This window comes from Amycolatopsis sp. (assembly GCF_025464955.1).
Classification (GTDB): Bacteria; Actinomycetota; Actinomycetes; order Mycobacteriales; family Pseudonocardiaceae; genus Amycolatopsis.
In genome coordinates, this window is the sequence record NZ_JAODNM010000051.1 from 44,515 (window position 1) to 65,904 (window position 21,390).

A 21,390-nucleotide genomic window follows, 5' to 3' on the forward strand; every position below is an offset into this window, starting at 1 on the left:
AGTGACCGTTCTGCCGAGCACGTTCAACGCCGCCGACTTTCTGGTGGACAGACATGTCCGCGAGGGTCGCGGGGAGAGGGTCGCGGCCGTCTCGGCGCGTCGCACGCTGACCTATGCCGAGCTGTCGGCGGAGGTGCGCCGGGTCGCCACCGGGTTCCGGAACCTCGGTGTGCGCCCGGAAGAGCGCGTCATGCTGTGCATGGTCGACGACGTGGAGTTGCTGTCCGGGATATTGGGCGCGATGTACGCCGGGGCTGTGCCCATCCCGGTGTCCACTATGGTCACCGGTCCTGAGCTGGGCAAAGTACTCGGTGACTCGCGCGCGCGGGTGCTCTGCGTCTCCGGCGAGTTCGCCGGGCAGGCGGTGGAAGCCGTCGCGCTCGCGCCCGAGGTCACCGACGTCGTGCTCGATCGCGGGGAGACGGCCGGCTTCGGAGACCGCGTTGCCACCCACGACTGGACTTCACTGTCCACAATGGAGGACAACGGGCGCGGGCCGTATGCGTCGTGGGAGGATTCGCCCGCGCTGTGGCTCTACACCTCGGGCACCACCGGCCAGCCCAAGGGCGCGATGCACCGCCACGGCAGCATCCGCGCGGTGTGCGAGACCTACGCCGACCAGGTCCTCGGGGTCCGTGCCGACGACCGGTGCCTGTCCGTCCCGAAGCTGTTCTTCGCGTACGGACTGGGGAATTCGGCGTTCTTCCCGCTCGCCGCGGGTGCCACCACCCTGCTCGAACCGGGCCGGCCGACCCCGCAGCTCATGGCCGCGCGGGTGAGAGCCGACGCGCCGACATTGTTCTTCGGAGTGCCGACGTTCTACGCGGCAGTACTCGCCAGCGACCTGCCGTCGGACTCGTTCGCCTCGGTGCGCCAAGCCGTTTCTGCTGGTGAGGCCCTACCCCCGGCGCTGTTCGAGCGCTTCCGCGCGCGGTTCGGTGTCGAAATCCTGGACGGGATCGGCTCCACCGAGGCGCTGCACATCTTCCTGTCCAATGTGCCCGGTCAGGTGCGGCCCGGCAGTACCGGGGTCCCGGTACCGGGCTACCGCGTCGAGATCCGGGACGAGCTCGGCGCGCCGATCGAGGTCACTGGGCAGGCCGGTGAGCTGTACGTGTCCGGGCCGTCGACGGCGACTGGCTACTGGTCGCGCTACGAGACGTCGAAGCAGGTGTTCCAGGGCGACTGGGTGCGCACCGGCGACAGCTACGTGCGCAACGAGGACGGCACCTACAGCTGTCTCGGCCGATTCGGCGACATGCTCAAAGCGGGCGGGATCTGGGTGTCGCCCGCAGAGGTCGAGCAACGCCTGCTCGAGCATCCGTCGGTCGCGGAAGTCGCCGTTGTCGCAGCTCCGGACGCCGACGGCATCGACAAACCGGTCGCCGTCGTGGTCGGTGTTCCGGGTCACAGCGTCGACCCCGACGAGCTGATCGCGTTCTGCCGGGCGGGGCTGGCGTCGTTCAAACGGCCGCGAGGTGTGATCGAACTCGCCGAGCTTCCGAAGACCGCGACCGGCAAGGTCCGGCGTAACGTGATCCGGGAACTGGTCCACGACTCCCTCCAGGTGGTGCGGGTTTCCCCATGATCGATGGTCACCCGGTTGTCGACGCCCATGTGCACGTCCCCCGGCTTTCCACACTGAAGCCCGCCTGGATCGAGTGGGCGCACAAGTACTCCGGTGACCACCCCTGGCGGTCGGCCTACGACGACTGGGGCAACCCCGTTCCGGCCAAACTCGACGCGCTGTTCGAGGCCGAGGGCGTGGACAGGGCGTTGCTGTTCTGCGAGTACAGCCCGCGCTCGACCGGGATTCAGCCGATCGAGGACAACCTGCCGCTCATCGAGTTCAACCCGGAGCGGTTCCGGCTGGTCGCCAATGTCAACCCGCACTTGCACCACCCCATCGCCGCCGAAGTGGAACGCCAGCTCGAACTGGGCGCGGTGGCGCTGAAGATCCACCCGGTCCACGGCGGGTTTTCGCCGGCCGACAAGGAGCTGTACCTCGCGTACCAGGTGTGCGCCGAGCGCGGGGTGCCGGTGATCCTGCACTCGGGGGTCAGCAGCTTCCCCGGGGCGCGCGCGTCCTTCGGCAATCCCGAGCTGCTGACCGATGTCGTCGAGGACTTCCCGGACGTGCAGTTCATCTTCGCCCACGGCGGCCGCGGCTGGTGGTACGACGTCGCCGCGTTTCTGGCCCTGGCGAAGGACAACGTCTGGCTCGACCTGTCCGGCCTGCCGCCGAAGAAGCTGCCTGAGTACTTCGCGAAGTCCGATTTCCCGCGCCTGGCCGCGAAGTTCCTCTTCGGCACCGACTGGCCGGGGGTGCCCGGAGCCAACCGGAACGTCCGGGCGCTGGCCAAACTCGGCCTGCCCGACGACGTCCTGCGCGGGATTCTCTCCGGCAACGCCGTGAAGCTGTTTCCTGGACTGGGGCTATAGGACTGGTGAGTGTTCCGGCCGCCTGCTGTGCCCTGCGGGACACCCGCACCCGGGCGTGCCGGAACGCTCACGAGTCTTTAGGACAGAATCGGGCGCACTTCGACGGCGGCGAACCGTGCGTCGGGGAAGCGTCCGGCTATCTCTTCCGCGCGTTCGGGGCTTGCGCAGTCGACTACGAAGTAGCCGGCCAACTGCTCCTTGGCTTCGATGAACGGACCGTCGGTGCCCGCGGAAACCCCCTTGCGCACCCGGACGGTCCGCGTGCTTCGCGGGTCTCCGAGCGGCGCGCTGTCGATCAGCTCGCCGGACTCCGAGATCTCCTTGAGCAGCGCTTCGAACTCGCCGGTCAGCTCGTCGCGCTTGTCACCGGACATCGCCAGTGCCTCCGGGGTCCGCAGGAAGATCGGGTGGCCCCAGCTCGCGGGGTTGCTGTAGATCATCAGCAGGTACTTCACGTTCGCTCCCCGATCTCGACATCCGTCCGCGAAACATACCGATGTCGAGATCGAACGGCTGGTTTCTACGTCTCCGGTGAACCCACCGGGAGGCGACGCCATGACCGAGGTATTTCGAACCACCACCGAAACCGGGCTGGATCCGCGCCGCTGGAAAGCGCTGGCGCTCCTCTGCGTCACCAACTTCATGGTGATCCTGGACTCGCAGATCGTCATCCTGGCGCTGCCGTCGATCGAAAAGGATCTGCGGCTCGCGCCGGGGAGTGGGCAGTGGGTGCTGAGCGCCTATCTGGTGGCCTTTGGCGGCCTGCTGCTGTTCGGTGGACGGCTGGCCGACCTGCTGGGCCGACGCCGGATGTTCCTGGTCGGGACCGCGTTGTTCGGGGTGTCTTCACTGCTGTGCGGCGCGGCCTGGTCGGGCGAAATGCTGATCGGAGCCCGTGTGGTGCAGGGAATCTCGGCCGCGATGGTGGCGCCGGCAGCGCTGTCGGCGTTGATGAGCCTGTTTCCCGACGGCGTTGAGCGGAACAAGGCTCTGGGCTGCTGGTCCGCCGTCGGCGGCTTGGGCGCCACGGCTGCGCTGCTCATCGGCGGCTCGTTGACCGGAAGCCTGGGTTGGGAGTGGATCTTCTACCTCAACCTGCCGGTGGCCGCCGGGATGCTGGTGTTCGGTCCGAAGCTGCTGCGGGAAAGCCGTGGCCGGGCCGGGGCCTACGACCCGGTTGGCGCGTTCACCAGCACGGTGGGCCTGATGCTGCTCGTCGGCGCGATCGGCTTGGCGCCCGCCCAGGGCTGGGGCAGCGCACCGGTCCTCGCGATGGTGGTCGGCGCCTTGGTGCTCGGCGGACTGTTCGTGGTGACCGAGCGGCGATCGAACGCGCCGCTGCTGCCGCTGCGGGTGTTCCGCTCCCGGCAGTTCACCGGCGGCAACCTGGTGATGGCCCTGATCGCGATGACGGCGTGGGGGATGGGTTCGACCGTGTCTGCGTATGCGCAGGACGTGCTGGCGTACTCGCCGCTTCGGTTCGGCCTGGGCACGACCGCGATGACCGCCATGACGATCATCAGCGCCTATGCCGCCCAGGCAGTCGTGGCGAAGGCGGGGATTCGGACGGTCGCTTCGGTAGGCATGGTCCTGATGGGCACGGGGGCGTTCCTGCTCACGCACGTTTCGCCCAGCGGCAGCTACTTCGCCGACCTCTTCCCGGGGCTGGTCGTCTTCGGACTCGGGCTGGGCGGCGGCCCAGTGGCGGCGATCTCCGCCGCGCTGTCTTCGGTGGGCGAACAGGAGTCCGGCGTCGCTTCCGGCGTCAACACCGCGGCGTTCCAGATCGGCGGCGCGCTGGGCACCGCGATCACGTCGTGCGTGGTGGTTTCTTACGGTTTCCAGACCGGCTTCACAGCGAGTGTGGTCTTCGCGCTGATCGGTCTGTGCGTCGCGTTTTCGCTCCTCAGGCGTTAGTGCCGTTGGTCGCTCGCAGGGTGCGCATGGCTTCGGCGAGAGCGGCGGAGGCGTCCGGCCCGAGCGGGGTCAACACCGTACGGCGCAGAATCTCCGCGCAGGCCCTGCGCGCCTGGCCGGCGACGTCCGTCCCGTGCTCGGTCAGTTCGGCGAAGGTGACGCGGCGGTCGTCCGGGCTTGGCACGCGGCAGATCAGGTCGGCGGCGACGAGCCGGTCGGCGACCTTGGTGAACCCGCCGCTCGACAGCGCCGCCTCGCCGGCCAGCCGGGTCATCGGCATGCGGTGGCCGGGGGAGCGGATCAGCCGCACGAGGATGTCGAACGAGGCCGGGGCCAGGCCGAAGCGCTCGGCGATCTCGCCCATCAGTTTGGCCTGGGTCGCGAGGTAGCCCTCGATGACCAGGCCCCACCAGGTGACGATCTCGTCGTCATCGGTGCGGGGGTCGGGTTTGCTGTCCACGGCCGTAGCCTACCGCAACTCTCTCCCCGGAATATATCTTGCGCGCGAGATGTTCTGGGGTTAGCTTGGACAGACCCTCCAGAGGAGCAGAAATGGCGATCAAGACCAGCGGTTTGCACCACGTGACCGCGATCGGCGGTGACCCGCAGCGCAACGCCGACTTCTACCTGCGGACGCTCGGGCTGCGGCTGGTGAAGACCACCGTCAACTTCGACGACCCGGGCACCTACCACCTCTACTACGGCGACCAGTCCGGCAAGCCCGGCTCGCTGATGACGTTCTTCCCGTGGAAGGACGCGCCGCGCGGCCGCCACGGCACCGGGCAGGCGACGACGACGTCGTTCTCCGTGCCCGAGGCGTCCATCGGCTGGTGGAAGCAGCATCTCGCGGCCGGCGGCGTCGAAACGAGCGAGGTCCGCAACGCCGACAACGAGGACACGCTGACGTTCTCCGACCCCGACGGCTTGACGCTGGCGCTCGTCGCCCACCCGCAGGGCGACCCGCGCGACCCGTGGGACACCGCGCTCGTACCGGCCGAACACGCGATCCGCGGGCTGCACTCGGTGACGCTGTCGGTGTCCCAGGAGGACGCGACCGCCGGGATGCTGACCGACGGCCTCGGACTGAGTTTTTCCAGCCAGGACAGCAATCGGCTGCGGTTTTCCGCCGGCGAAGGAGGCCCTGGCGCGCTGATCGACGTCCTCGTGACGCCGGATGCCCCACGTGGCTTGGTCTCCGCCGGAACCGTGCACCACGTCGCCTGGCGTGCCCCGGACGAGCCGACGCAGGCGGCTTGGCGAGAGGAGCTCGTCGACAAGGGTGTCAATGTGACATCCATTTTGGACCGTCAGTACTTCCGCTCGATCTACTTCCGCGAGCCGGGCGGCACGCTGCTCGAAGTGGCGACCGACGAGCCTGGCTTCGCGATCGACGAACCGTTGCTGGAACTGGGTCGCGCGTTGAAACTGCCGCCGTGGCTCGAGCCGAAGCGCGAGGACATTGTCGCGATGCTGCCGAAGCTGAACCTGCCGACGGAGAACAACCCGGAGTTCGCGCGATGACCGAGTTGGTGCACAAGTTCACCGACGGCGATCCGGCCGCGCCGGTGCTATTGCTGCTGCACGGCACCGGTGGCGGGCCGGACGACCTGCTCGGCCTCGCGCGTGAGCTGAGTCCGTCTTCGGCCGTGCTCGCCCCGGCCGGGTCAGTGTCGGAAAACGGCGCTGCGCGGTGGTTCCGGCGGCTGGCCGAAGGCGTGTTCGACTTCGAGGACGTCGTCGTGCGGGCCAACGAACTTGCCAATTTCGTCCTTGAGGCACAGGAGAAGTACGGATTCGCCGGTCGGCGGCTCGTTGCCGTCGGCTTCTCGAACGGCGCCAACATCGGCGCCGCGCTCACCCTGCTGCGTCCGGACGTCGTACGCGAAGCGGCCCTGTTCGCCGCGATGTCACCAGTGCCCGACCCGCCGGCGTTGGACCTCTCCGGGACGCGGGTCTTCCTGTCCAACGGCGAACGGGACGCCATGGCGCCACTGTCGTCGACCGAGCACCTCATCACCGCACTCCGCGACCGCTCGGCCGAAGTAACCTCCCATCGCCACCCTGGCGGCCACCAGATCACCCTCGATGCTCTTTCGTCGGCGAAGGCGTGGCTTTGAGGAACGTTATTAATTTACCAGGAAAAAAGAACGCGGTAGCGTCGCCGTCATGGAGATAAGAATCGCTACCAAGGCAGACGTCGCGGTGACTGCGGAGCTGAATCAGTTGCTGTACAAGGAAGACGCCGCAGTCAGGGATCCCTTCGCCGACATCGAGGCCGCCTGCGCCGACGCGGTCCCGTACTTCGAAACCTTCATCGGCGGCGAGTCCACGGACGTTTTCCTCGCCGAGGAAAACGGCACCGTAGCCGGTTACCTGGGCGCCAGGTACTCGGCCGGGAATCTCCGGCGGCCGGCGTCCACCGCGGAACTGGAAGCCATGTACGTCCGCGAATCCTTCCGTGGACGCCAGGTCGGCGGCCTGCTGATCACCGCATTCTTCGGCTGGGCGAAAGAAAAAGGTGCGGGCCGAGCCGCGGTTTCGGCTTTCCACGCCAACGAATCCGCGCGGCGCCTGTACGAACGTTTCGGGTTCGCCTCAAAGTTCGTCACCCTGGACATGCCCCTGTAGTTCACTCTCGCGCGTTGCCATCCATGGACACGTGTCCGCCGATGCCGGTAGGAAGGGTGCATGACAGCACTCGAGAACTGGTCGGCGCAGCTGGCGGGCTGGGCGATCCCGGAGCACATCCTTGCGGCGGCCACGGAGTCGCCGTGGGTCCTGCCGCACGCGGTGTTCGTCCGCCGTGCGGACAGGCATGTCCTGTCTCCGACGGGCGCGTCCTATGCGGAGCTGCGAAAAGCCCTGGGCGACAGCGGGACCGTGCTCGACATCGGCGCGGCGGCGGGTGCGGGAAGCCTGCCGGCCGCCGAAGCCATCGAGCACGTCACGGCGATCGACGTCAACGAGCGGCTGCTCGGCGAGTTCGGTGAGCGTGCGGTGGCGCTCGGGGTACCGCACCGGCTCGTCGAGGGGCTCTGGCCGGACGTCGCCGAGCAGGTCGACGTCGTCGACGTGGTCGTATGCGCGCACGTCCTGTACAACGTGCCGGACCTCGCGCCGTTCGTCGCCGCGCTCACCGGGCACGCGCGGCGGCGGGTCATCGTGGAGATCTCCGAAGCGCATCCGCTGACAGCGCTCAACCCGCTTTGGCGGCGTTTCCACGGCATCGAACGCCCCGAAGGGCCTAACGCCGACGACGCGGTGGCCGCATTGCGCGAACTCGGAGTCGAGCCCGAGGTCACTCGCTGGAGCAAGGCCGCCGCTCCGGAATACCAGCGTTTCGACGAGCTCGTCGACGTCACCAGGCGTCGCCTCTGCCTGCCGTCGGACGCCGCGTCGGAGGTCGGCGCGGCGTTGCGTGAACTCGACGTCGACACCCGGACCCCGCCCGACCTGGGCTCCTCCGGCCGCAACGTGGTGACGCTCAGCTGGTCTTGACGTTCATCCATTCGAGGGCTCAGCGCAGCGTAAACCACCCGGGGGGCTGACAATCAGAGGTATGACTCACGCACAGGACGGCCGACACGCCGCGGCGCCGGCCGAGGTCCCTTCCGGTACCGCGCCGGAGTCCGATGTGGACGGTCTGCCGCCGGTCACCGAGCCGGCGCCCTCGGTGAAGATCAAACGCACCCGGGTCAGCGGGACCTGGGTCGCGGTCGTCGTCGCGATCCTCGTGCTGATCCTGCTGCTGATCTTCATCCTGCAGAACCTCGACAGCGCGACCGTGCACTTCTTCGGCATGTCCGGCAGCATGCCGCTCGCGGTGGCGATGCTGTTCTCGGCGATCGCCGGGGCGCTGCTCGTCGCGCTCGTCGGCGGCGCGCGCATCCTGCAGCTGCGCGGCGAAACCCGGAAAGCCCGCAAAGCCCTCCGCTAACCCCCTGACTCCTCTTTTCCTATCCTGGCCCGCCGCAAGCCCCTGAAGTGCAGTTAGCGGGCTAAATGTAGCGCTTAGGCATGCTAAGCAACGGGCGCAAACGTTTGCGCGGGGGGTGCCGGGTGGGTCGGGTGGCTCAGCGGATGATCGACACCATCGCCAGGATGGCTTCGCCGACGGCCTTGTCGCCTTTGAGCTTGACGCGGTCCCGGACGTCGCGGAGTTGGATGTTGCGGGTGCACAGCCGCCAGAACGTCCCGGCGTCCGTCGTCGCCGACGCGAGCGGCGTCCGTACGGGCCCACCGCGGGCGACCGTCCAGCGGCCACCCGCGCGGGTCGCCGTCCACGTGCCCAGACCGGTCACGGTGTACGCCGCCTGCTTCCCCTCGGCCGCGACACATCCGCGCAGCGCGTGCGGCAGCGCGCGCATGAACGTGTCCACCACCGGCTCGACGAACTCCGCCTGGTCGAGCAGCGCGACCCCGGCCGCCTCCCGGATCTGCTGCTGGTGCACCCAGTACTCGGTGTACTCCCGCGCCGCGTCGAGCCAGATCGGCGCGGGCTCCGGCCCGGCCCAGCTCACCGGCCCGCCGAGCTCGTCGACGTCGACGCGGCTCCAGACGTCGACAATCTGCGCGCTGACGTCGACGAGCATCGCGAACAGCACCTCCGGCGACAGCCTGCGGCAGGCGAGCACCCACTCGGCGTTGATCCGGTTGATGAACGCCGGCAGGTCGTCGCCCGGCTCGTCGACGCGGTAGCCATCGCGGTCGCGGGAGAGCCTGCCCAGCTTGTCGCCCAGGATGTGGGCGGCGACGTCGTGCACCGTCCACCCCGTGCAGACCGTCGGCGCGGCCCACTGTTCGGGCGTGAACTGGCCGAGAACCGCCAGCAATGACTGCTCTTCCCTGGCCAGCAGCGGCAGGACGTCGATCGGCGGACCCCACGGCGAATCGCTCATGCGGGGGATTGAAACATCGACGCCGAAAGGTTTGTAAAGCCCGCTCGCCTACTCGCAGGTAGCATCACCCCGAACGTGAGGAGCTGACGCCGTGACCACGCACGATCGACTGCTCGACGCCCACAGCGGCGACGAGGTCCCGAACCTGGCGCAACGCGCCGTCGGGCTGGCGGGCTGGGCCGCGCGAACGGGCTACTCGTTCACCCGGAAACTGCCCGGCGTCGACACCGCCGAGCGCGGTATCCGCCAGGTCGAGCGCCAGCTGCTGGGCGAGCTGCGCCGTCGGCTGGACGAGGTCGACGACCCGTACCACGCCGCGCTCTCGGCCGCGTCCGCGATGAACCGGCCCACTGGCAACGGGCGCGCGACGGCGTTCGATGCACCCGCCGTCATCACGGTCGTGCCCTCGCGGGACGGACACAGCGAGCCGCTGCGCGCCGCGATGGCCGAGCTGCTCAACCGGTCGATCGGCTTCGGCCGGGAACGCGCCAAGGAGTACCTCTACGCGATCATCCTGCGCCAGCTCACGCCGGACGAGGCCCGCATCCTCTCCGCGCTGTCCGACGGCTCGCCGTTCCCACTGATCGACGTCGCCGAGCGCGCGGGCGTCGGCGGCACCGGCCGGATCGTGCTGCGCAACGCGTCCACGGTCGGCAAGGCAGCGGGTGTGTCGCTGAACGACCAGGTGCCCAGCTACCTGACGCGCCTGATCGGGCTCGGCCTCGCCGACATCGACGAAGAAGCACCCTCGCTGGAGACGCAGTACGAAATCCTGATGACCGACGAGACGGTCCGCCAGGCGGAGGCCTCGATCAAACGCGCCAAGCTGATCCGGCGCACCGTGCACATTTCCCGGCTCGGCGCCCAGTTCTGGGAAGCCTGCGACCCGACGGCCCGTTAGTGCCCCGCGGATGAGCGGGATCATCGACGACTTCGCTCAGCATTGGCCCTTGTTCGTGTCGATCCCGATCGTCGCGGCGCTGATCGGGTACGGCACCAAGCTGATCGCCATCCGGATGATGTTCCAGCCGCTGGAGTTCATCGGCGTCAAGCCGTTCCTCGGCTGGCAGGGCATCGTGCCGAAACGTGCCGCGCGCATGGCCAGTATCGCCTGCGACACGATGACCGAGCAGCTGATCAAACCGGCCGAGATCATGGCCAGGCTCGATCCGGAACGCATCGCGAAAGAGATCGAAAAACCGATGCTGGCCGCGGTCGAAGACATTGTCCGCGACGTCGCCGGCCATTATCAGGCCGGGCTTTGGGAATCGATGCCCGTCCGGGTGCAGCAGTTGGTCATCCGCCGCGTCCAGGCGGAGTCGCCGCGCATGATCGCCGCGGTGCTGGACGCGATCAAGGAAGACGTCGACAACGTTTTCGACCTCAAGGACATGGTCGTCACCAGTCTGGTCAAGGACAAGGCGCTGCTGAACCGGATCTTCCAGGAGGCCGGCCGCAAGGAGTTCCAGTTCATCGCGCGGTCAGGAATCGTGTTCGGCGGCCTGATTGGCGTGATCCAGATGGTCGTCTGGGTGCTGTTCAAACAACCGCTGATCATGCCGCTGTTCGGTCTGTTCACCGGCTGGTTCACCGACTGGCTGGCGTTGAAGATGATTTTTGTGCCCCGGCAGCCCAAGCGGTATCTCGGGATTTTCGAATGGCAGGGCCTGTTCCTCAAACGCCGTGCCGAGGTATCCGAGTCGTACGGATCGTTGATCGCGCAGGAGATCATCACCCCGCACAACGTCATCGAGGCCGTTTTGCGCGGCCCGCTTTCGGACCGGGTGCTCGGGCTGATCCAACGTCAGATCGATGCGGAACTTTCCCAGCAGACGTACGGCGTGAAGCCGCTGGTCGTCTTCGCGGTGGGCAGCAGGCGTTACCAGGACATGAAACTCAGCATTTCCCGCAACATCATGGCGCGGCTGCCCGAGACCATGCGTTATATCGAGCATTACGCCACGGACGCGATGGATATCCGGAACGTGCTGGTGGAGAAAATGAAAGAACTCGAACCCGAGGAATTCGAAGGCCTGCTGCGGCCCGCGTTCCAGCAGGACGAATGGATTCTCATCGCGACCGGCGCGATACTCGGGTTCTGCATCGGTGAAGCGCAGTCATTGTTGCTGGAACACTTCACGCGCTAGGCCGTGTCCCGTGGACCATGGATCTGCGGGACACGGCCCAGTGCTCAGTCCCAGTAGTTGAAGACGACGTCGCCGAAGGTGGCGGGCTGCCAGTAGCGGATGTCGTACGGGTCGTGCGGGGGCAGTTCTCCGGACGTGATCTGGCTCAGGGGCCGGCTCAGCTCGGCGACGCTCAGTACCTTGAACGGCTCGATCTGGGACAGCGCGGCCGCCAGATCGACCACATCCAAAAAGGACAGCGGACCGGCCTGACCCGCCGCCGGCGGTGGCGCGATCGCCAGCAGCGGCACCTCGCGGTTGGCCAGCACGGCCACCGTGACGTCACGATGTTCGAGCAGCGCGAGATGGAAGTTCGGGGTCGGCTGGGTTGCCTCGACGACCTCGAGGACCTGCCGTCCAGTGGCGCGCGCGGCCGAGAAACAAGCCTTGCTGAAATCCCGCACGTCGACAGTCACCGGTGAAGCCTAACCGCCCGTCTCGCCCGGGATCCCCCGGTGGCTTTACCGAGGGTGAGCCCGCCCGACGAGCCCGCAACTCGACGGCGAGTTGCGAACCCTCCACAAAGGACGGCTACCTCAGTCCAGCGCGGGTAGGCGGATGGTGCAGACGGTTCCGACGCCGACTTCGCTGGTCACGGTGAGTGACCCGTCGTGCGCGCCGACGATCTCCCGTGCGATGGCAAGGCCGAGGCCGCGTCCGCCGGTGCTGCGGCTTCGGGCGTTGTCTGCGCGCCAGAATCGGTCGAAGACGTGCTTGAGGTCGTCCGGTTCGATCCCGCGGCCGGTGTCGGCGACTTCGATGACGACCGAGTCCTGGTCGGTCACCGCGCGGAGCTTGACAGTGCCGCCGCGGTCCACGGGCACCGCACGACGACAGCCGGGCACGTGGGCCTGTCGGCTCCGGTGAGTCAGTGGAACGTGCCGAGTTCGCCGACGTCGCTCGCGGGCGCCGTGCCGGATGCCGCGGACGCGCACGTCGACACTCCCGGCGACTGGTCGTGGGCGCTGCTCGACACCACGACCGGCAAGACCGTCGGCTCACCGAACAGGGACACTTTCCTCAACACGACCGAGTCGATGATCAAGGTCTGGCTCACCACCGACTACCTGGTGACCGCGGACCGCACCGGCCGGGGTGTCACCGCGTCCGACCAGGCGCAGTTGCAACGGATGATCCACTTCAGTGACGACCACGCCGCGCAATGGGCGTACCTCCGACTCGGCGGCGACGCGGCCGTCGGCGAGCTGATCGAGACGTGCGGCCTGCATGACACCGTGGTGACGCACAACTGGTGGTCCAAAACCCGGATCTCCGCTCAGGACGCCGTCACCATGGGCCGCTGCGTCACCGATGGACACCTGCTCAGCCCGTATTGGCAGGCCTGGCTGCTCGACCAGATGCGGCATGTCGACGCCTCGAACGCCTTCGGCATCTCGCAGGCGCCGGCGCTGGCCGAAGTGGACCCGGCCGTCAAGAACGGCTGGACCGAACGCGCCATCGGCACCAGCGACATCTGGGCAGTCAACTGCCTCGCGACCTGGGACCACTGGACGCTGGCCATCCTGACGAACTACCCGGCGTCGCTCGGTCTCGACCACGGCGCGTCCGTCTGCCGGACCGTCACCCAACAGCTCTTCGGGTGAGTGGGGCGACCCTGTGATCTGTCGTGAAGGCCACCTTCATGGCGTAAGGCGTACTCAACTAGGCCTTGACGACGTCTCTGCCCTGCCGAACTTCCCCATTCGCCCCGGTCCTTGCTGCCAGGGAGACCGAACAGGGGGTGTTACACAGATCGACCGTGGTTGAAACGTTACTGTTACCTTGCTCACCTGTGTTTCTGTGTATCCCCTGGTGGATGCCGTGCCACCGATCGGGTGATCTGCCGCCGGCAATAGTCTCTGTTACTTTTTATAAACATGTCCGGAAAGCACTTGATCGAATCCCCGACCAAGGCCGATGGTGCCGCGCTGTGGCGAATCGCCCGCGATTCTCGAAAGCTCGATCTGAACTCGCCGTATGCGTATTTACTGTGGTGCCACGACTTTGCCGACAGCTCTGTCGTCGCGCGTGTCGAAGGCGCCGCGGTCGGGTTCGTGATCGCGTACCGCAAGCCGTCAGCGCCGGACACGGCGTTGGTCTGGCAGGTGGCCGTCGACGCCTCCCAGCGGGGAAAGGGCCTGGCCGGAGCCCTGTTGGACGAGCTGTTCGCCAAACTCGTCGACGAGGGCGTCCGGTACCTGGAGACCACGATCACGCCCGACAACGAGGCGTCCATCCGGCTGTTCGGCTCGTTCGCCAAGAGATGGAACACCGCGCTGGAAAGCGCGGAACTGTTCGGTGCCGATGATTTCCCGGACGACGGCGAAGGCGCGCACGAGCCAGAGGACCTGTATCGAATCGGTCCCCTCGAGCGCAAATAATTCGTCAATCAGACTTGAAAGACAGGGGAGTTTCGTGAACATCTTCGAAGAGCTCGAATCCGAGGTCCGCAGTTACAGTCGCGGCTGGCCGGTCGTGTTCGACCGTGCTTCCGGCAGCCGGCTGTACGACGAGGACGGCAAGTCGTACCTTGACTTCTTCGCCGGCGCCGGGGCGCTGAACTACGGGCACAACAACCCGGTCCTCAAGCAAGCGCTGATCGACTACATCTCCCGTGACGGTGTCACGCACTCGCTGGACATGTACACCGTCGCGAAGCGTGACTTCCTGCAGACGTTCAAGGACGTCATCCTCGAACCGCGAGAGATGGACTACAAGGTCGTCTTCCCCGGCCCCGGCGGCGCCAACGCGGTCGAAGCCGCGCTGAAGCTGGCCCGCAAGGTCACCGGCAAGTCCGCGGTCATCAACTTCACCAACGCGTTCCACGGCATGACGCTGGGCGCGCTCTCGGTGACTGGCAACTCGATGAAGCGCGAGGCCGCCGGGATCCCGCTGGTCCATGCCACCCCGATGCCGTACGACCAGTACTTCGACGGTGTCATGCCCGACTTCATGTACTTCGAGAAGCTCCTCGAAGACTCCGGCAGCGGGCTGAACGAGCCGGCCGCCGTGATCGTCGAGGGCGTCCAGGGCGAGGGCGGTATCAACGCGGCCAGCACCGCATGGCTCAGGGGCCTCGGTGAGCTGTGCGAACGCCGGAACATCCTGCTCATTCTCGACGACGTCCAGATGGGCTGTGGCCGCACCGGCGCGTTCTTCAGCTTCGAAGAGGCCGGGATCAAACCGGACATCATCTGCCTGTCGAAGTCGATCGGCGGGTACGGCCTGCCGATGGCGTTGACGCTGATCAAGCCCGAGCTCGACATCTGGGAGCCCGGCGAGCACAACGGCACCTTCCGCGGCATCAACCCGGCGTTCATCACCGCCACCGAGGCGCTGCGCACCTACTGGAGCGACGACGAGCTCGAGAAGTCGACCAAGGCCAAGGGCGAGCGGATCGCCATCGCGTTCAAGGGCCTGGTCGAGGCCTACCCCGAAGCCAACCTGGTCGCGAAGGGCCGCGGCCTGGCCCGCGGGCTGGAGTTCGCGAACGGCGAGCTGGCCGGCGCGGTGTGCAAGGCCGCCTTCGAGCGTGGACTATTGATGGAGACAGCCGGGCCGGACGGCGAGGTCATGAAGCTGCTGCCGCCGCTGACGCTGTCCGACGACGAGCTGACCGAGGGGCTCGCGATCATCGATGAGTCCATCAAACTGGTACTCGGATAAGGGAGAAGCGCTTTGATCGTTCGCACACTGGACGAAATCACGGACACCGAAGCCGACATCAAGACCGAAAACTGGCGCAGCAAAAGGATCATGCTGGCCAAGGACGGCCTGGGGTTCTCGGTGCACGAGACCACGTTGTACGCCGGCACGGTGAGCGACTTCTGGTACGCCAACCACGTCGAGGCCGTGTTCATCACCTCCGGTGAGGGCGAGGTCGAGAACAAGGCGACCGGCGAGGTGTTCCCGCTGGCGCCCGGAACGATCTATGTGCTCAACGACGCCGACAAGCACCAGGTCCGCCCCAAGACCGAGATCAAGTGCGTCTGCGTGTTCAACCCGCCGGTCACCGGCCGCGAAGTCCACGACGAGAACGGCGTTTATCCGCTGATCACCGAGTAGTAGCGAACTCTCAAGGAGGAGAGCAATCTTGACACTCATGGACATCCGGGTCGAGGACGGCTACCCGACCCGCATCCAGGGCGAACCAGAGCTGCTGGAGCGCCACGACCCGACGGTGTGGGGCTCCGCCGCCGACGGCCCGATCGACTCCGCCACCCTCGCCGGCCACGACGCGCGCGGTTATTCGAACGTCGAGAATCTGCTGTCGCGCGTCGAGGTGGAGGCGTACTGGAACGACCTGATCCGCTTGACGGGGCGGCCGCAACTCCGCGGCGACGAGCGCGTGATCACCGAGCCGAAGTCCGATGAGGTCCGGTCGATCTTCGACGTGCACCTGCTCAGCGACCTCGTCGGCGAGCTCGTCCGCGACCCGCGGGTGCTCGACCGCGCGCGGCAGATCCTGGGCTCGGAGGTGTACATCCACCAGAGCCGGGTGAACTACATGCCGGGCTTCGAGGGTACCGGGTTCTACTGGCACTCGGACTTCGAGACTTGGCACGCCGAGGACGGCATGCCGGCCCCACGCGCGGTGAGCTGCTCGATCGCGCTGACCGACAACTTCGCCTTCAACGGCGGCCTGATGGTCATCCCAGGCTCGCATCGGACGTTCGTCCAGTGCGCCGGCGGGACGCCCCGGAACAACTACAAACGTTCACTCAAGGCGCAGCGCGCCGGCGTCCCGAGCCAGGACAACGTCTCGAAAATGGCCGCCGAGCACGGGATCGAGCAGTTCACCGGGGCCGCGGGCGACGCGTTGTTCTTCGACTCGAACGTTCTGCACGGTTCGGGTAACAACATCACCCCGTACATGCGCTCGAATATCTTCCTGGTTTTCAACAGTGTGGAAAACCCGCTGGGACAACCGTTTTCCGCCGCCGAGCCACGTCCGACGTTCATCGCCGGTCGCGACTTCACCCCGCTGACCCGATGAATTTCCCGGCGGGTCGGCGGTAGCCGAGCCGGTGCGGCCTGTTACTTTGGCCGCACCGCGCGAACGTTGTGCGTTCGCGCGAAATGTTGTCGATGACCGTAAGCGGGTTCTTCGCTCGGGGTGAGCCCCCCGCGCAGTCGTGGACGACAGCACCACCGAGTGCGGCCCACGCCACCAGATCGGGACTGGTGGCGTGGGCCGTACTCGTTCCGGCGGTCGGTCACCCCACTTTGGGCTGCTGTTCTTGAACTGCGTTCAGGGTAGGTTTGACTCTCGGTCGACCTGCGCGGGAGGTGGGATGAGCACGGCAGCCAGCGGTTCCGCCGGTGCGTATTTCCAGCTGCTCGGGCCCGTCCGGTTGTTCGACGGCGAGCGGGCCGTGCCGATCGGCGGGCCCGGCGTCCGCGGTCTGCTGGCGCTGCTGGCGTTGTCCCCGAACCGGGTCGTCGGCCTGGACGACATCATCGACGCGCTGTGGAGCGAAGACCCGCCCGCCACGGCGAGGACGATCGTCCACGGCAACGTGTCGCACCTGCGGCGGGTCCTGCGGTCGATCTCCGGCGGCGGCCCCGGCCATGCGCAGATCCTGACCGCCCCGCCCGGCTACCAGCTCAGCGTCGACCCGCAGCGGATCGACGTGAACCGCGCGCGCACCCTGCTCGACCGCGCGAACGCCGCGCCCTCCCCGCGGCGTGCGGACCTGCTGCGGCAGGCGTTTTCGCTGTGGCAGGGTCCGCCCTTGTCCGGAGTGCCCGAATCGTTGCGGGCCCCGGAACTCGAAGAGTTGCGCCTGGCCGTGCACGGTGCCCGGGTCGACGCCGACCTGGCCGAGGGCGGGCACAGCGCGTTGATCGTCGAGCTGAGTCCGCTGGTGCGCGCGAACCCGTTGGCCGAGCGGACGGTCGGGCAGCTGATGCGCGCGCTGTACTACGCGGGCCGGCGCAGCGATGCGCTCGAGCTCTACCAGCGGGTTTCCCGGCAGGTGGTGGACGCGCTCGGGATGGACCCCGGCCCCGAGCTCAGGCACCTCCAGCTGCGGGTGCTGAACGACGACCTCCCGCCGCTCGTCCCGGCCGACGCCGTGGTCCTGTCGGCTTCCGTCGCGCCGGCGCAGCTGCCGCCCGCGGTGCCGCACCTGGCCGGCCGGGAAGCGGATCTGGCCTGGCTCGACGAGCTGCTGGAACGGGCCGAGGCCGGGCAGAGTGCCGTCGGGGTCGTCACTGGGCCCGCTGGGATCGGTAAGAGCGCGCTGGTTGTTTCGTGGGCGCATCGGGCGGCCAACCGCTTCCCGGACGGGGTGCTGTTCGCTTCGTTGCGTGGCTTCGACCCGCACCACCCCGCGTTCGAACCCGCGGACCTCATCACGCAGTTCCTCCTCGGCCTCGGCGTCCCCACCGCGGACGTCCCGGAGCAACTGCACGAGCGCGTCGCGCTGTACCGGTCGCTGATCGCCGGCCGTCGGATGCTGGTGCTGCTGGACGACGCGCGAACGGCCGAGCAGGCCAGGCCGCTGCTGCCGCCGGGTTCCCGGTCGATGGCGTTGGTGACCAGCAGGTCCCGGCTCGACGGGCTCGCGGTGTCGAACGCCGCGCGGCTGCGCGCGCTGGACACGCTGTCCCCGGAGGACTCGGTGCGCCTGATCGAGGAGCTCACCGGCCCGGCCGACCGCGACCTCAACCACGCGCTGGCGAAACTCTGCGGCTACCTGCCGCTCGCGCTCCGGATCGCCGGCGCGCGGCTCGCCGCCAGTCCACAGCGGACGGCCGGGGAGCTGGTCGACGAGCTCACCAACGAGCGGACCAGGCTGGCGGCGCTCGACGTCGGGGACGCCGGTGGCCCCGGCGGCGCCGACACCAGCGTGCGGGCCGCGCTGGACGTGTCGTTCCGCGGCCTGCCACCCGATGTCGCCACGACGTTTCGCACGCTGGGCGCGCTCACCAGCCGGTCGGTCGGGCCGCAGTTGATCGCCGCGCTGTCCGGCACGACGGTCCGCGAGGCGCGGCGCCGGCTGCGCACGCTCGTCACCCACAACCTGCTGGCCGAGACCGTCCGAGACGTCTTCACCCAGCATGACCTCGTCCGCCTCTACCTGCGGGAACTTGCCGAGACCGAGCTGACCGACGCCGAACGCGAAGCCGCGCTCAGCAGCTCGATGCGGTACTACTTGGCCGTCGCCGACCAGGCGCGCCGCAAGCTGCTGCGGATCGTCGACCCGCTGGACTTCGCCGGTTCGCTTCCTGCTGAGCTCTCGCCGGATCTCGACGGCTTCGACGGCGCACGGCGCTGGTTCGCCGCCGAGTGGCCGAACCTGCTGGCCACGCTCGAAGCGGCGTTGGCCGCTCGCCGGTACACCGAGGTCTGGCAGCTGGCCCGCGTCGCGCACACCTACCAGGTCGTGTGCCCGCTGTGGGACGACTGGACCCGGCTGGTCGAGATCGGGATGGCGGCCGCGACGGGGTCAGGTGACGACCTCGCCCGCTGCTGGATGCTCATTTCGCGGTGCGCGCTGGCGCTCACGTTCGAACTGCCCGAAGGCAGTCTCGCCGACGCCTCGGAGGCGTTGGAGATCGCGAAGGAGCTCGACGACGACAGGCTGATCATCTCGGCCACCATCCACCTCGGCGGCGCGCTCACCCTCTGGGGCCGCTACGACGAGGCGATCGTCCAGCTGCGGGACGCGGTCGAGGAGACCGACCGCATGGGCGACCTCGCGTTGCGCGGGCAGGCACTGAACAACTGCGCCGAGGCGGAAAAGCGGGCCGGGCGGCGGTTCGAGGCGATCATGCACCAGCTCGCGTCGCTGGAGATCGACAGGCAGCTCGGGGACGACAGTTACGTCGTGGTGTCGCTGAACAATCTCGCCGAGCTGAACCTCGGGCTCGGCGAGCTCAGCTCCGCCGAGCGGTACGCGCGCGAGAGCGTCCACATCACGGTTACGCGGCAGTTCACGTTGCAGGAAGGCGTTTCGCGGCTCACACTGGCGCGGACACTGCTCGCGAAAGGCGATCCGGAAGGCGCCCGCGAACACTTTGAACTGGCCTTGCGGCTCTACGAGCTGGCGAACCCGAAGTTCGCCGACGAAGTCCGCGCCGAGCTGCGGGAACTGGGGTCCCGCACCCCTTAGCGGATTCTTAGTGCTCTCGACGTCGGTCCGCGTAATGTCCAGACCAGTGCGGATCGAGTCTCAGGGGAGAGGCGTCTTGACGAGCCCACTGCGATCCGGCCCGCCTGCCATGTGCCGGATCGCGTTCGGCAGGGCCGCCAGGAGCGGCCCGTGGGTAGTCCGGCTGGTGCGATCCTGGGGGATCCGGCCGGACTACCAGGCCCCCCTCACCGCAACTCGACGGCGACTTGCGGTACTTGTGCACACTAACCATCGCAACTCGACGGCGAGTTGCGATCGTTGGGGACACCCACGACCGCAACTCGACGGCGACTTGCGTGGCCGGGACGAATCGTTACTTATTGGTCGAAGAGGTTGACTTCGGGGGTGATCTCGAGGAGTTCGTGGACGGGACGTCCGCGCCTGCCGTCGATCGTGGTGGTCCGGACCACTCGCAACCGCGCGGTGACCGGACGGTCGAGGTGGGCCTTGATCTGGTCGAGCAGGTCCGGCGCGACCGCGCCCTGGATCGTGCCGCCGGATTCCCGCTCCAGATAGAAGATCCGTCGCCGGGTGCGGACGCCGTCGAGCCGGCCGCTGACCGTTTCGTAGCCGACCGCGTCCCGGGTTTCCCGCAGGCTGCTGCTCAGGATCCGGGCCTGCTCGGTGGTCATGCTCCGCGCGACCTGCTCACCGGACGTCGGCGTGAGCGACAGCCCGATGCCCGCGTTTTTGGTGACGGCGTTGACGATGTCGCTGACGGCGTTGCGCACGGTGTCGCGCTGGAGCAGCACCGCGTCGAGCGCGCCGTCGTCGGAACCGTTGGCGGGCAGGAAGTCGCACAGCTCCTTGACCGCGCGCTCGGACAGCGTTTCGAGGCCGTCGAAGATCAGCGCGTCGTCTGCTGCCGGCTCGGGGAAGCCGAAGAAGATCGCGTTCCCGGCCTGGCCTCGCTGGATGAGCGGGGCCTTGTCGCGGTCGGCGGGCTGGACGATCGTCACCTCGCCCGCGGGGTTGCGGATGATGTGGCCGATCTTCGCTGTCGCGTCCTGCAGGGCGCGGCTGAGGTCGGAGAACGTGTACGCGTCGAGGTGGGTGGCGCCGATGAGCGACACCTGCAGCAGCGGCGAGCGCGAGGTGCGCTCGAACTTGGCGTGCGCGGCCATCGCCGACGCCCGCGCGAGGTCGTCGAGCCAGGTGCCGCCGGGGATCTCCTCGGCGATCCGGCGGAACTCACTTCTCACCAGACGACCTCCGGATAGCCCCGTCCGCCTTCGGCCCAGACGTCTTCCCAGGTTTCTTCGTCGCCGGGGCGGCAGATGAACCCGTCGAGCATGCCGCCGACGGGCTGGATCTTGTCCAGGTACATCGCGGGCTGCCCGACGATGACCCCCTGCAGCGTCAACAGCCCGTAGAGCGCGGACCGGCCGCTGTCGTCGAGCCGTTTCAGCGCACCCCACTCGTCCGGGATGAGGACGACGTCGAGCCCCTGGGGAACGTCATGCGAGCGGACGATCAGCTGCCCGCCGATCCAAGCGCGGCCGGACGCGATGATCCGCATCGCCACCCCCAGATAGCTGTTTAGCGCGCTGAAGAGGAGCTCGCGTTCGTTCTGATGCGGTGCGTCGAAGACCAGGCGTTCATAGACATCGGCCAGATCGGCCGGATGCGGACCCGGGGGGAGAACGTTCTGCGCGGTCCAGTGCGGAAGCGCCATCCAGCCTCCCTTGTTTGGTCAAGGCGTGTCTTGTCGAGGCCGGCTCACCGGGGCCCAGGTTCCCGCTCACAATCCGTAGCCGAACCTACCAGCCGTCCGGGTAAGGCCGTCCGTTGGTGGTGTGGTCCCTC

23 protein-coding genes are annotated in these 21,390 nt (G+C 67.7%); 16 read left to right on the top strand and 7 right to left on the bottom strand.

Going from position 1 to position 21,390, the window contains the following annotated elements; translation table 11 throughout:
* Position 1 precedes the first annotated feature (1 nt).
* Both JWQ81_RS10825 and JWQ81_RS10830 read left to right on the top strand, forming a co-directional pair.
* Complete coding sequence (locus JWQ81_RS10825) at positions 2-1,588, top strand: benzoate-CoA ligase family protein (protein ID WP_297540210.1); 1,587 nt, start codon at positions 2-4, stop codon at positions 1,586-1,588.
* Entirely contained in the window at positions 1,585-2,442 is an 858-nt protein-coding gene (locus JWQ81_RS10830; RefSeq protein WP_297540212.1) for an amidohydrolase family protein, read from the top strand. Before JWQ81_RS10825 ends, JWQ81_RS10830 begins: the two co-directional genes overlap by 4 nt.
* Before the next feature lie 77 nt (positions 2,443-2,519).
* Here the strand turns inward: JWQ81_RS10830 and JWQ81_RS10835 are convergent, their stop codons facing one another.
* Complete coding sequence (locus JWQ81_RS10835) at positions 2,520-2,897, bottom strand: YciI family protein (protein WP_297540214.1); 378 nt, start codon at positions 2,895-2,897, stop codon at positions 2,520-2,522.
* Between the two features lie 100 nt (positions 2,898-2,997).
* Between JWQ81_RS10835 and JWQ81_RS10840 the strand changes: the two genes are divergently transcribed.
* Positions 2,998-4,359, top strand: a complete 1,362-nt coding sequence (locus tag JWQ81_RS10840) for an MFS transporter (RefSeq protein ID WP_297540216.1) — start codon at positions 2,998-3,000, stop codon at positions 4,357-4,359.
* Here the strand turns inward: JWQ81_RS10840 and JWQ81_RS10845 are convergent.
* Positions 4,349-4,819 carry a MarR family transcriptional regulator gene (locus JWQ81_RS10845; protein WP_297540218.1) on the bottom strand — a complete coding sequence of 157 codons (471 nt, stop codon included), beginning with the start codon at positions 4,817-4,819 and terminating at the stop codon, positions 4,349-4,351. The two genes, JWQ81_RS10840 and JWQ81_RS10845, sit on opposite strands and share 11 nt — an antisense overlap.
* Positions 4,820-4,911: 92 nt before the next feature.
* Here JWQ81_RS10845 and JWQ81_RS10850 point away from each other — a divergent pair, with 92 nt between their 5' ends.
* The 5 genes from JWQ81_RS10850 (at position 4,912) to JWQ81_RS10870 (ending at position 8,296) form a co-directional block, all read left to right on the top strand.
* Positions 4,912-5,880, top strand: coding sequence for a ring-cleaving dioxygenase (locus JWQ81_RS10850; RefSeq protein WP_297540220.1), 969 nt, complete (start codon positions 4,912-4,914; stop codon positions 5,878-5,880).
* Positions 5,877-6,476 (top strand): alpha/beta hydrolase, encoded by a 600-nt coding sequence (locus tag JWQ81_RS10855; RefSeq protein ID WP_297540222.1) that lies wholly within the window; start codon positions 5,877-5,879, stop codon positions 6,474-6,476. The genes JWQ81_RS10850 and JWQ81_RS10855 overlap by 4 nt, the downstream gene beginning before the upstream one ends.
* 49 nt (positions 6,477-6,525) lie before the next feature.
* Positions 6,526-6,987: a GNAT family N-acetyltransferase gene (locus tag JWQ81_RS10860; RefSeq protein ID WP_297540224.1), complete on the top strand. Its 462-nt coding sequence runs from the start codon at positions 6,526-6,528 to the stop codon at positions 6,985-6,987.
* Between the two features lie 60 nt (positions 6,988-7,047).
* Positions 7,048-7,857: a methyltransferase domain-containing protein gene (locus tag JWQ81_RS10865; protein ID WP_297540226.1), complete on the top strand. Its 810-nt coding sequence runs from the start codon at positions 7,048-7,050 to the stop codon at positions 7,855-7,857.
* 61 nt (positions 7,858-7,918) lie between these two features.
* Positions 7,919-8,296 (top strand): lipopolysaccharide assembly LapA domain-containing protein, encoded by a 378-nt coding sequence (locus JWQ81_RS10870; protein WP_297540228.1) that lies wholly within the window; start codon positions 7,919-7,921, stop codon positions 8,294-8,296.
* Positions 8,297-8,432: 136 nt separating this feature from the next.
* Here the strand turns inward: JWQ81_RS10870 and JWQ81_RS10875 are convergent, their stop codons facing one another.
* Entirely contained in the window at positions 8,433-9,257 is an 825-nt protein-coding gene (locus tag JWQ81_RS10875; RefSeq protein WP_297540230.1) for a maleylpyruvate isomerase family mycothiol-dependent enzyme, read from the bottom strand.
* 91 nt (positions 9,258-9,348) lie between these two features.
* Between JWQ81_RS10875 and JWQ81_RS10880 the strand changes: the two genes are divergently transcribed.
* Positions 9,349-10,158, top strand: coding sequence for an Abi-alpha family protein (locus JWQ81_RS10880; protein WP_297540233.1), 810 nt, complete (start codon positions 9,349-9,351; stop codon positions 10,156-10,158).
* Positions 10,159-10,168: 10 nt separating this feature from the next.
* Positions 10,169-11,404 (top strand): DUF445 domain-containing protein, encoded by a 1,236-nt coding sequence (locus tag JWQ81_RS10885; RefSeq protein ID WP_297540235.1) that lies wholly within the window; start codon positions 10,169-10,171, stop codon positions 11,402-11,404.
* Between the two features lie 44 nt (positions 11,405-11,448).
* Here JWQ81_RS10885 and JWQ81_RS10890 read toward each other — a convergent pair whose 3' ends face one another.
* Positions 11,449-11,859: a hypothetical protein gene (locus JWQ81_RS10890; protein WP_297540237.1), complete on the bottom strand. Its 411-nt coding sequence runs from the start codon at positions 11,857-11,859 to the stop codon at positions 11,449-11,451.
* A gap of 120 nt (positions 11,860-11,979) precedes the next feature.
* Positions 11,980-12,267 carry an ATP-binding protein gene (locus tag JWQ81_RS10895; protein ID WP_297540238.1) on the bottom strand — a complete coding sequence of 96 codons (288 nt, stop codon included), beginning with the start codon at positions 12,265-12,267 and terminating at the stop codon, positions 11,980-11,982.
* Between the two features lie 21 nt (positions 12,268-12,288).
* On the opposite strand from JWQ81_RS10895, the gene JWQ81_RS10900 reads away from it, so the two are divergent.
* From JWQ81_RS10900 to JWQ81_RS10925, 6 genes are all read left to right on the top strand, one after another.
* Positions 12,289-13,047 carry a serine hydrolase gene (locus tag JWQ81_RS10900; RefSeq protein WP_297540240.1) on the top strand — a complete coding sequence of 253 codons (759 nt, stop codon included), beginning with the start codon at positions 12,289-12,291 and terminating at the stop codon, positions 13,045-13,047.
* Between the two features lie 273 nt (positions 13,048-13,320).
* Positions 13,321-13,824 carry a diaminobutyrate acetyltransferase gene (ectA, locus tag JWQ81_RS10905; RefSeq protein ID WP_297540242.1) on the top strand — a complete coding sequence of 168 codons (504 nt, stop codon included), beginning with the start codon at positions 13,321-13,323 and terminating at the stop codon, positions 13,822-13,824.
* 34 nt (positions 13,825-13,858) lie between these two features.
* Complete coding sequence (ectB, locus tag JWQ81_RS10910; RefSeq protein WP_297540244.1) at positions 13,859-15,109, top strand: diaminobutyrate--2-oxoglutarate transaminase; 1,251 nt, start codon at positions 13,859-13,861, stop codon at positions 15,107-15,109.
* Between the two features lie 12 nt (positions 15,110-15,121).
* Positions 15,122-15,508: an ectoine synthase gene (locus JWQ81_RS10915; protein WP_297540246.1), complete on the top strand. Its 387-nt coding sequence runs from the start codon at positions 15,122-15,124 to the stop codon at positions 15,506-15,508.
* 28 nt (positions 15,509-15,536) lie between these two features.
* On the top strand, positions 15,537-16,439 hold the full coding sequence (gene thpD / locus JWQ81_RS10920; RefSeq protein WP_297540248.1) for an ectoine hydroxylase: 903 nt from the start codon (positions 15,537-15,539) through the stop codon (positions 16,437-16,439).
* Between the two features lie 298 nt (positions 16,440-16,737).
* The gene (locus JWQ81_RS10925) at positions 16,738-19,563 is read left to right on the top strand and encodes a BTAD domain-containing putative transcriptional regulator (protein WP_297540250.1); all 2,826 of its coding nucleotides are present in this window, start codon (positions 16,738-16,740) and stop codon (positions 19,561-19,563) included.
* Positions 19,564-19,901: 338 nt separating this feature from the next.
* On the opposite strand, the gene JWQ81_RS10930 is transcribed toward JWQ81_RS10925, so the two are convergent.
* Together JWQ81_RS10930 and JWQ81_RS10935 are read right to left on the bottom strand one after the other, a co-directional pair.
* The gene (locus JWQ81_RS10930) at positions 19,902-20,786 is read right to left on the bottom strand and encodes a hypothetical protein (RefSeq protein WP_297540252.1); all 885 of its coding nucleotides are present in this window, start codon (positions 20,784-20,786) and stop codon (positions 19,902-19,904) included.
* Complete coding sequence (locus JWQ81_RS10935; protein ID WP_297540254.1) at positions 20,783-21,259, bottom strand: hypothetical protein; 477 nt, start codon at positions 21,257-21,259, stop codon at positions 20,783-20,785. Before JWQ81_RS10935 ends, JWQ81_RS10930 begins: the two co-directional genes overlap by 4 nt.
* Positions 21,260-21,390 lie beyond the last annotated feature (131 nt).

Coding starts and splice junctions, on each gene's coding strand:
- JWQ81_RS10830 (WP_297540212.1), top strand. CDS start 1,585: ATGATCGATGGTCACCCGGTTGTCGACGCCCATGTGCACGTCCCCCGG.
- JWQ81_RS10840 (WP_297540216.1), top strand. CDS start 2,998: ATGACCGAGGTATTTCGAACCACCACCGAAACCGGGCTGGATCCGCGC.
- JWQ81_RS10850 (WP_297540220.1), top strand. CDS start 4,912: ATGGCGATCAAGACCAGCGGTTTGCACCACGTGACCGCGATCGGCGGT.
- JWQ81_RS10855 (WP_297540222.1), top strand. CDS start 5,877: ATGACCGAGTTGGTGCACAAGTTCACCGACGGCGATCCGGCCGCGCCG.
- JWQ81_RS10860 (WP_297540224.1), top strand. CDS start 6,526: ATGGAGATAAGAATCGCTACCAAGGCAGACGTCGCGGTGACTGCGGAG.
- JWQ81_RS10865 (WP_297540226.1), top strand. CDS start 7,048: ATGACAGCACTCGAGAACTGGTCGGCGCAGCTGGCGGGCTGGGCGATC.
- JWQ81_RS10870 (WP_297540228.1), top strand. CDS start 7,919: ATGACTCACGCACAGGACGGCCGACACGCCGCGGCGCCGGCCGAGGTC.
- JWQ81_RS10875 (WP_297540230.1), bottom strand. CDS start 9,257: ATGAGCGATTCGCCGTGGGGTCCGCCGATCGACGTCCTGCCGCTGCTG.
- JWQ81_RS10885 (WP_297540235.1), top strand. CDS start 10,169: ATGAGCGGGATCATCGACGACTTCGCTCAGCATTGGCCCTTGTTCGTG.
- ectA (WP_297540242.1), top strand. CDS start 13,321: ATGTCCGGAAAGCACTTGATCGAATCCCCGACCAAGGCCGATGGTGCC.
- JWQ81_RS10925 (WP_297540250.1), top strand. CDS start 16,738: ATGAGCACGGCAGCCAGCGGTTCCGCCGGTGCGTATTTCCAGCTGCTC.
- JWQ81_RS10935 (WP_297540254.1), bottom strand. CDS start 21,259: ATGGCGCTTCCGCACTGGACCGCGCAGAACGTTCTCCCCCCGGGTCCG.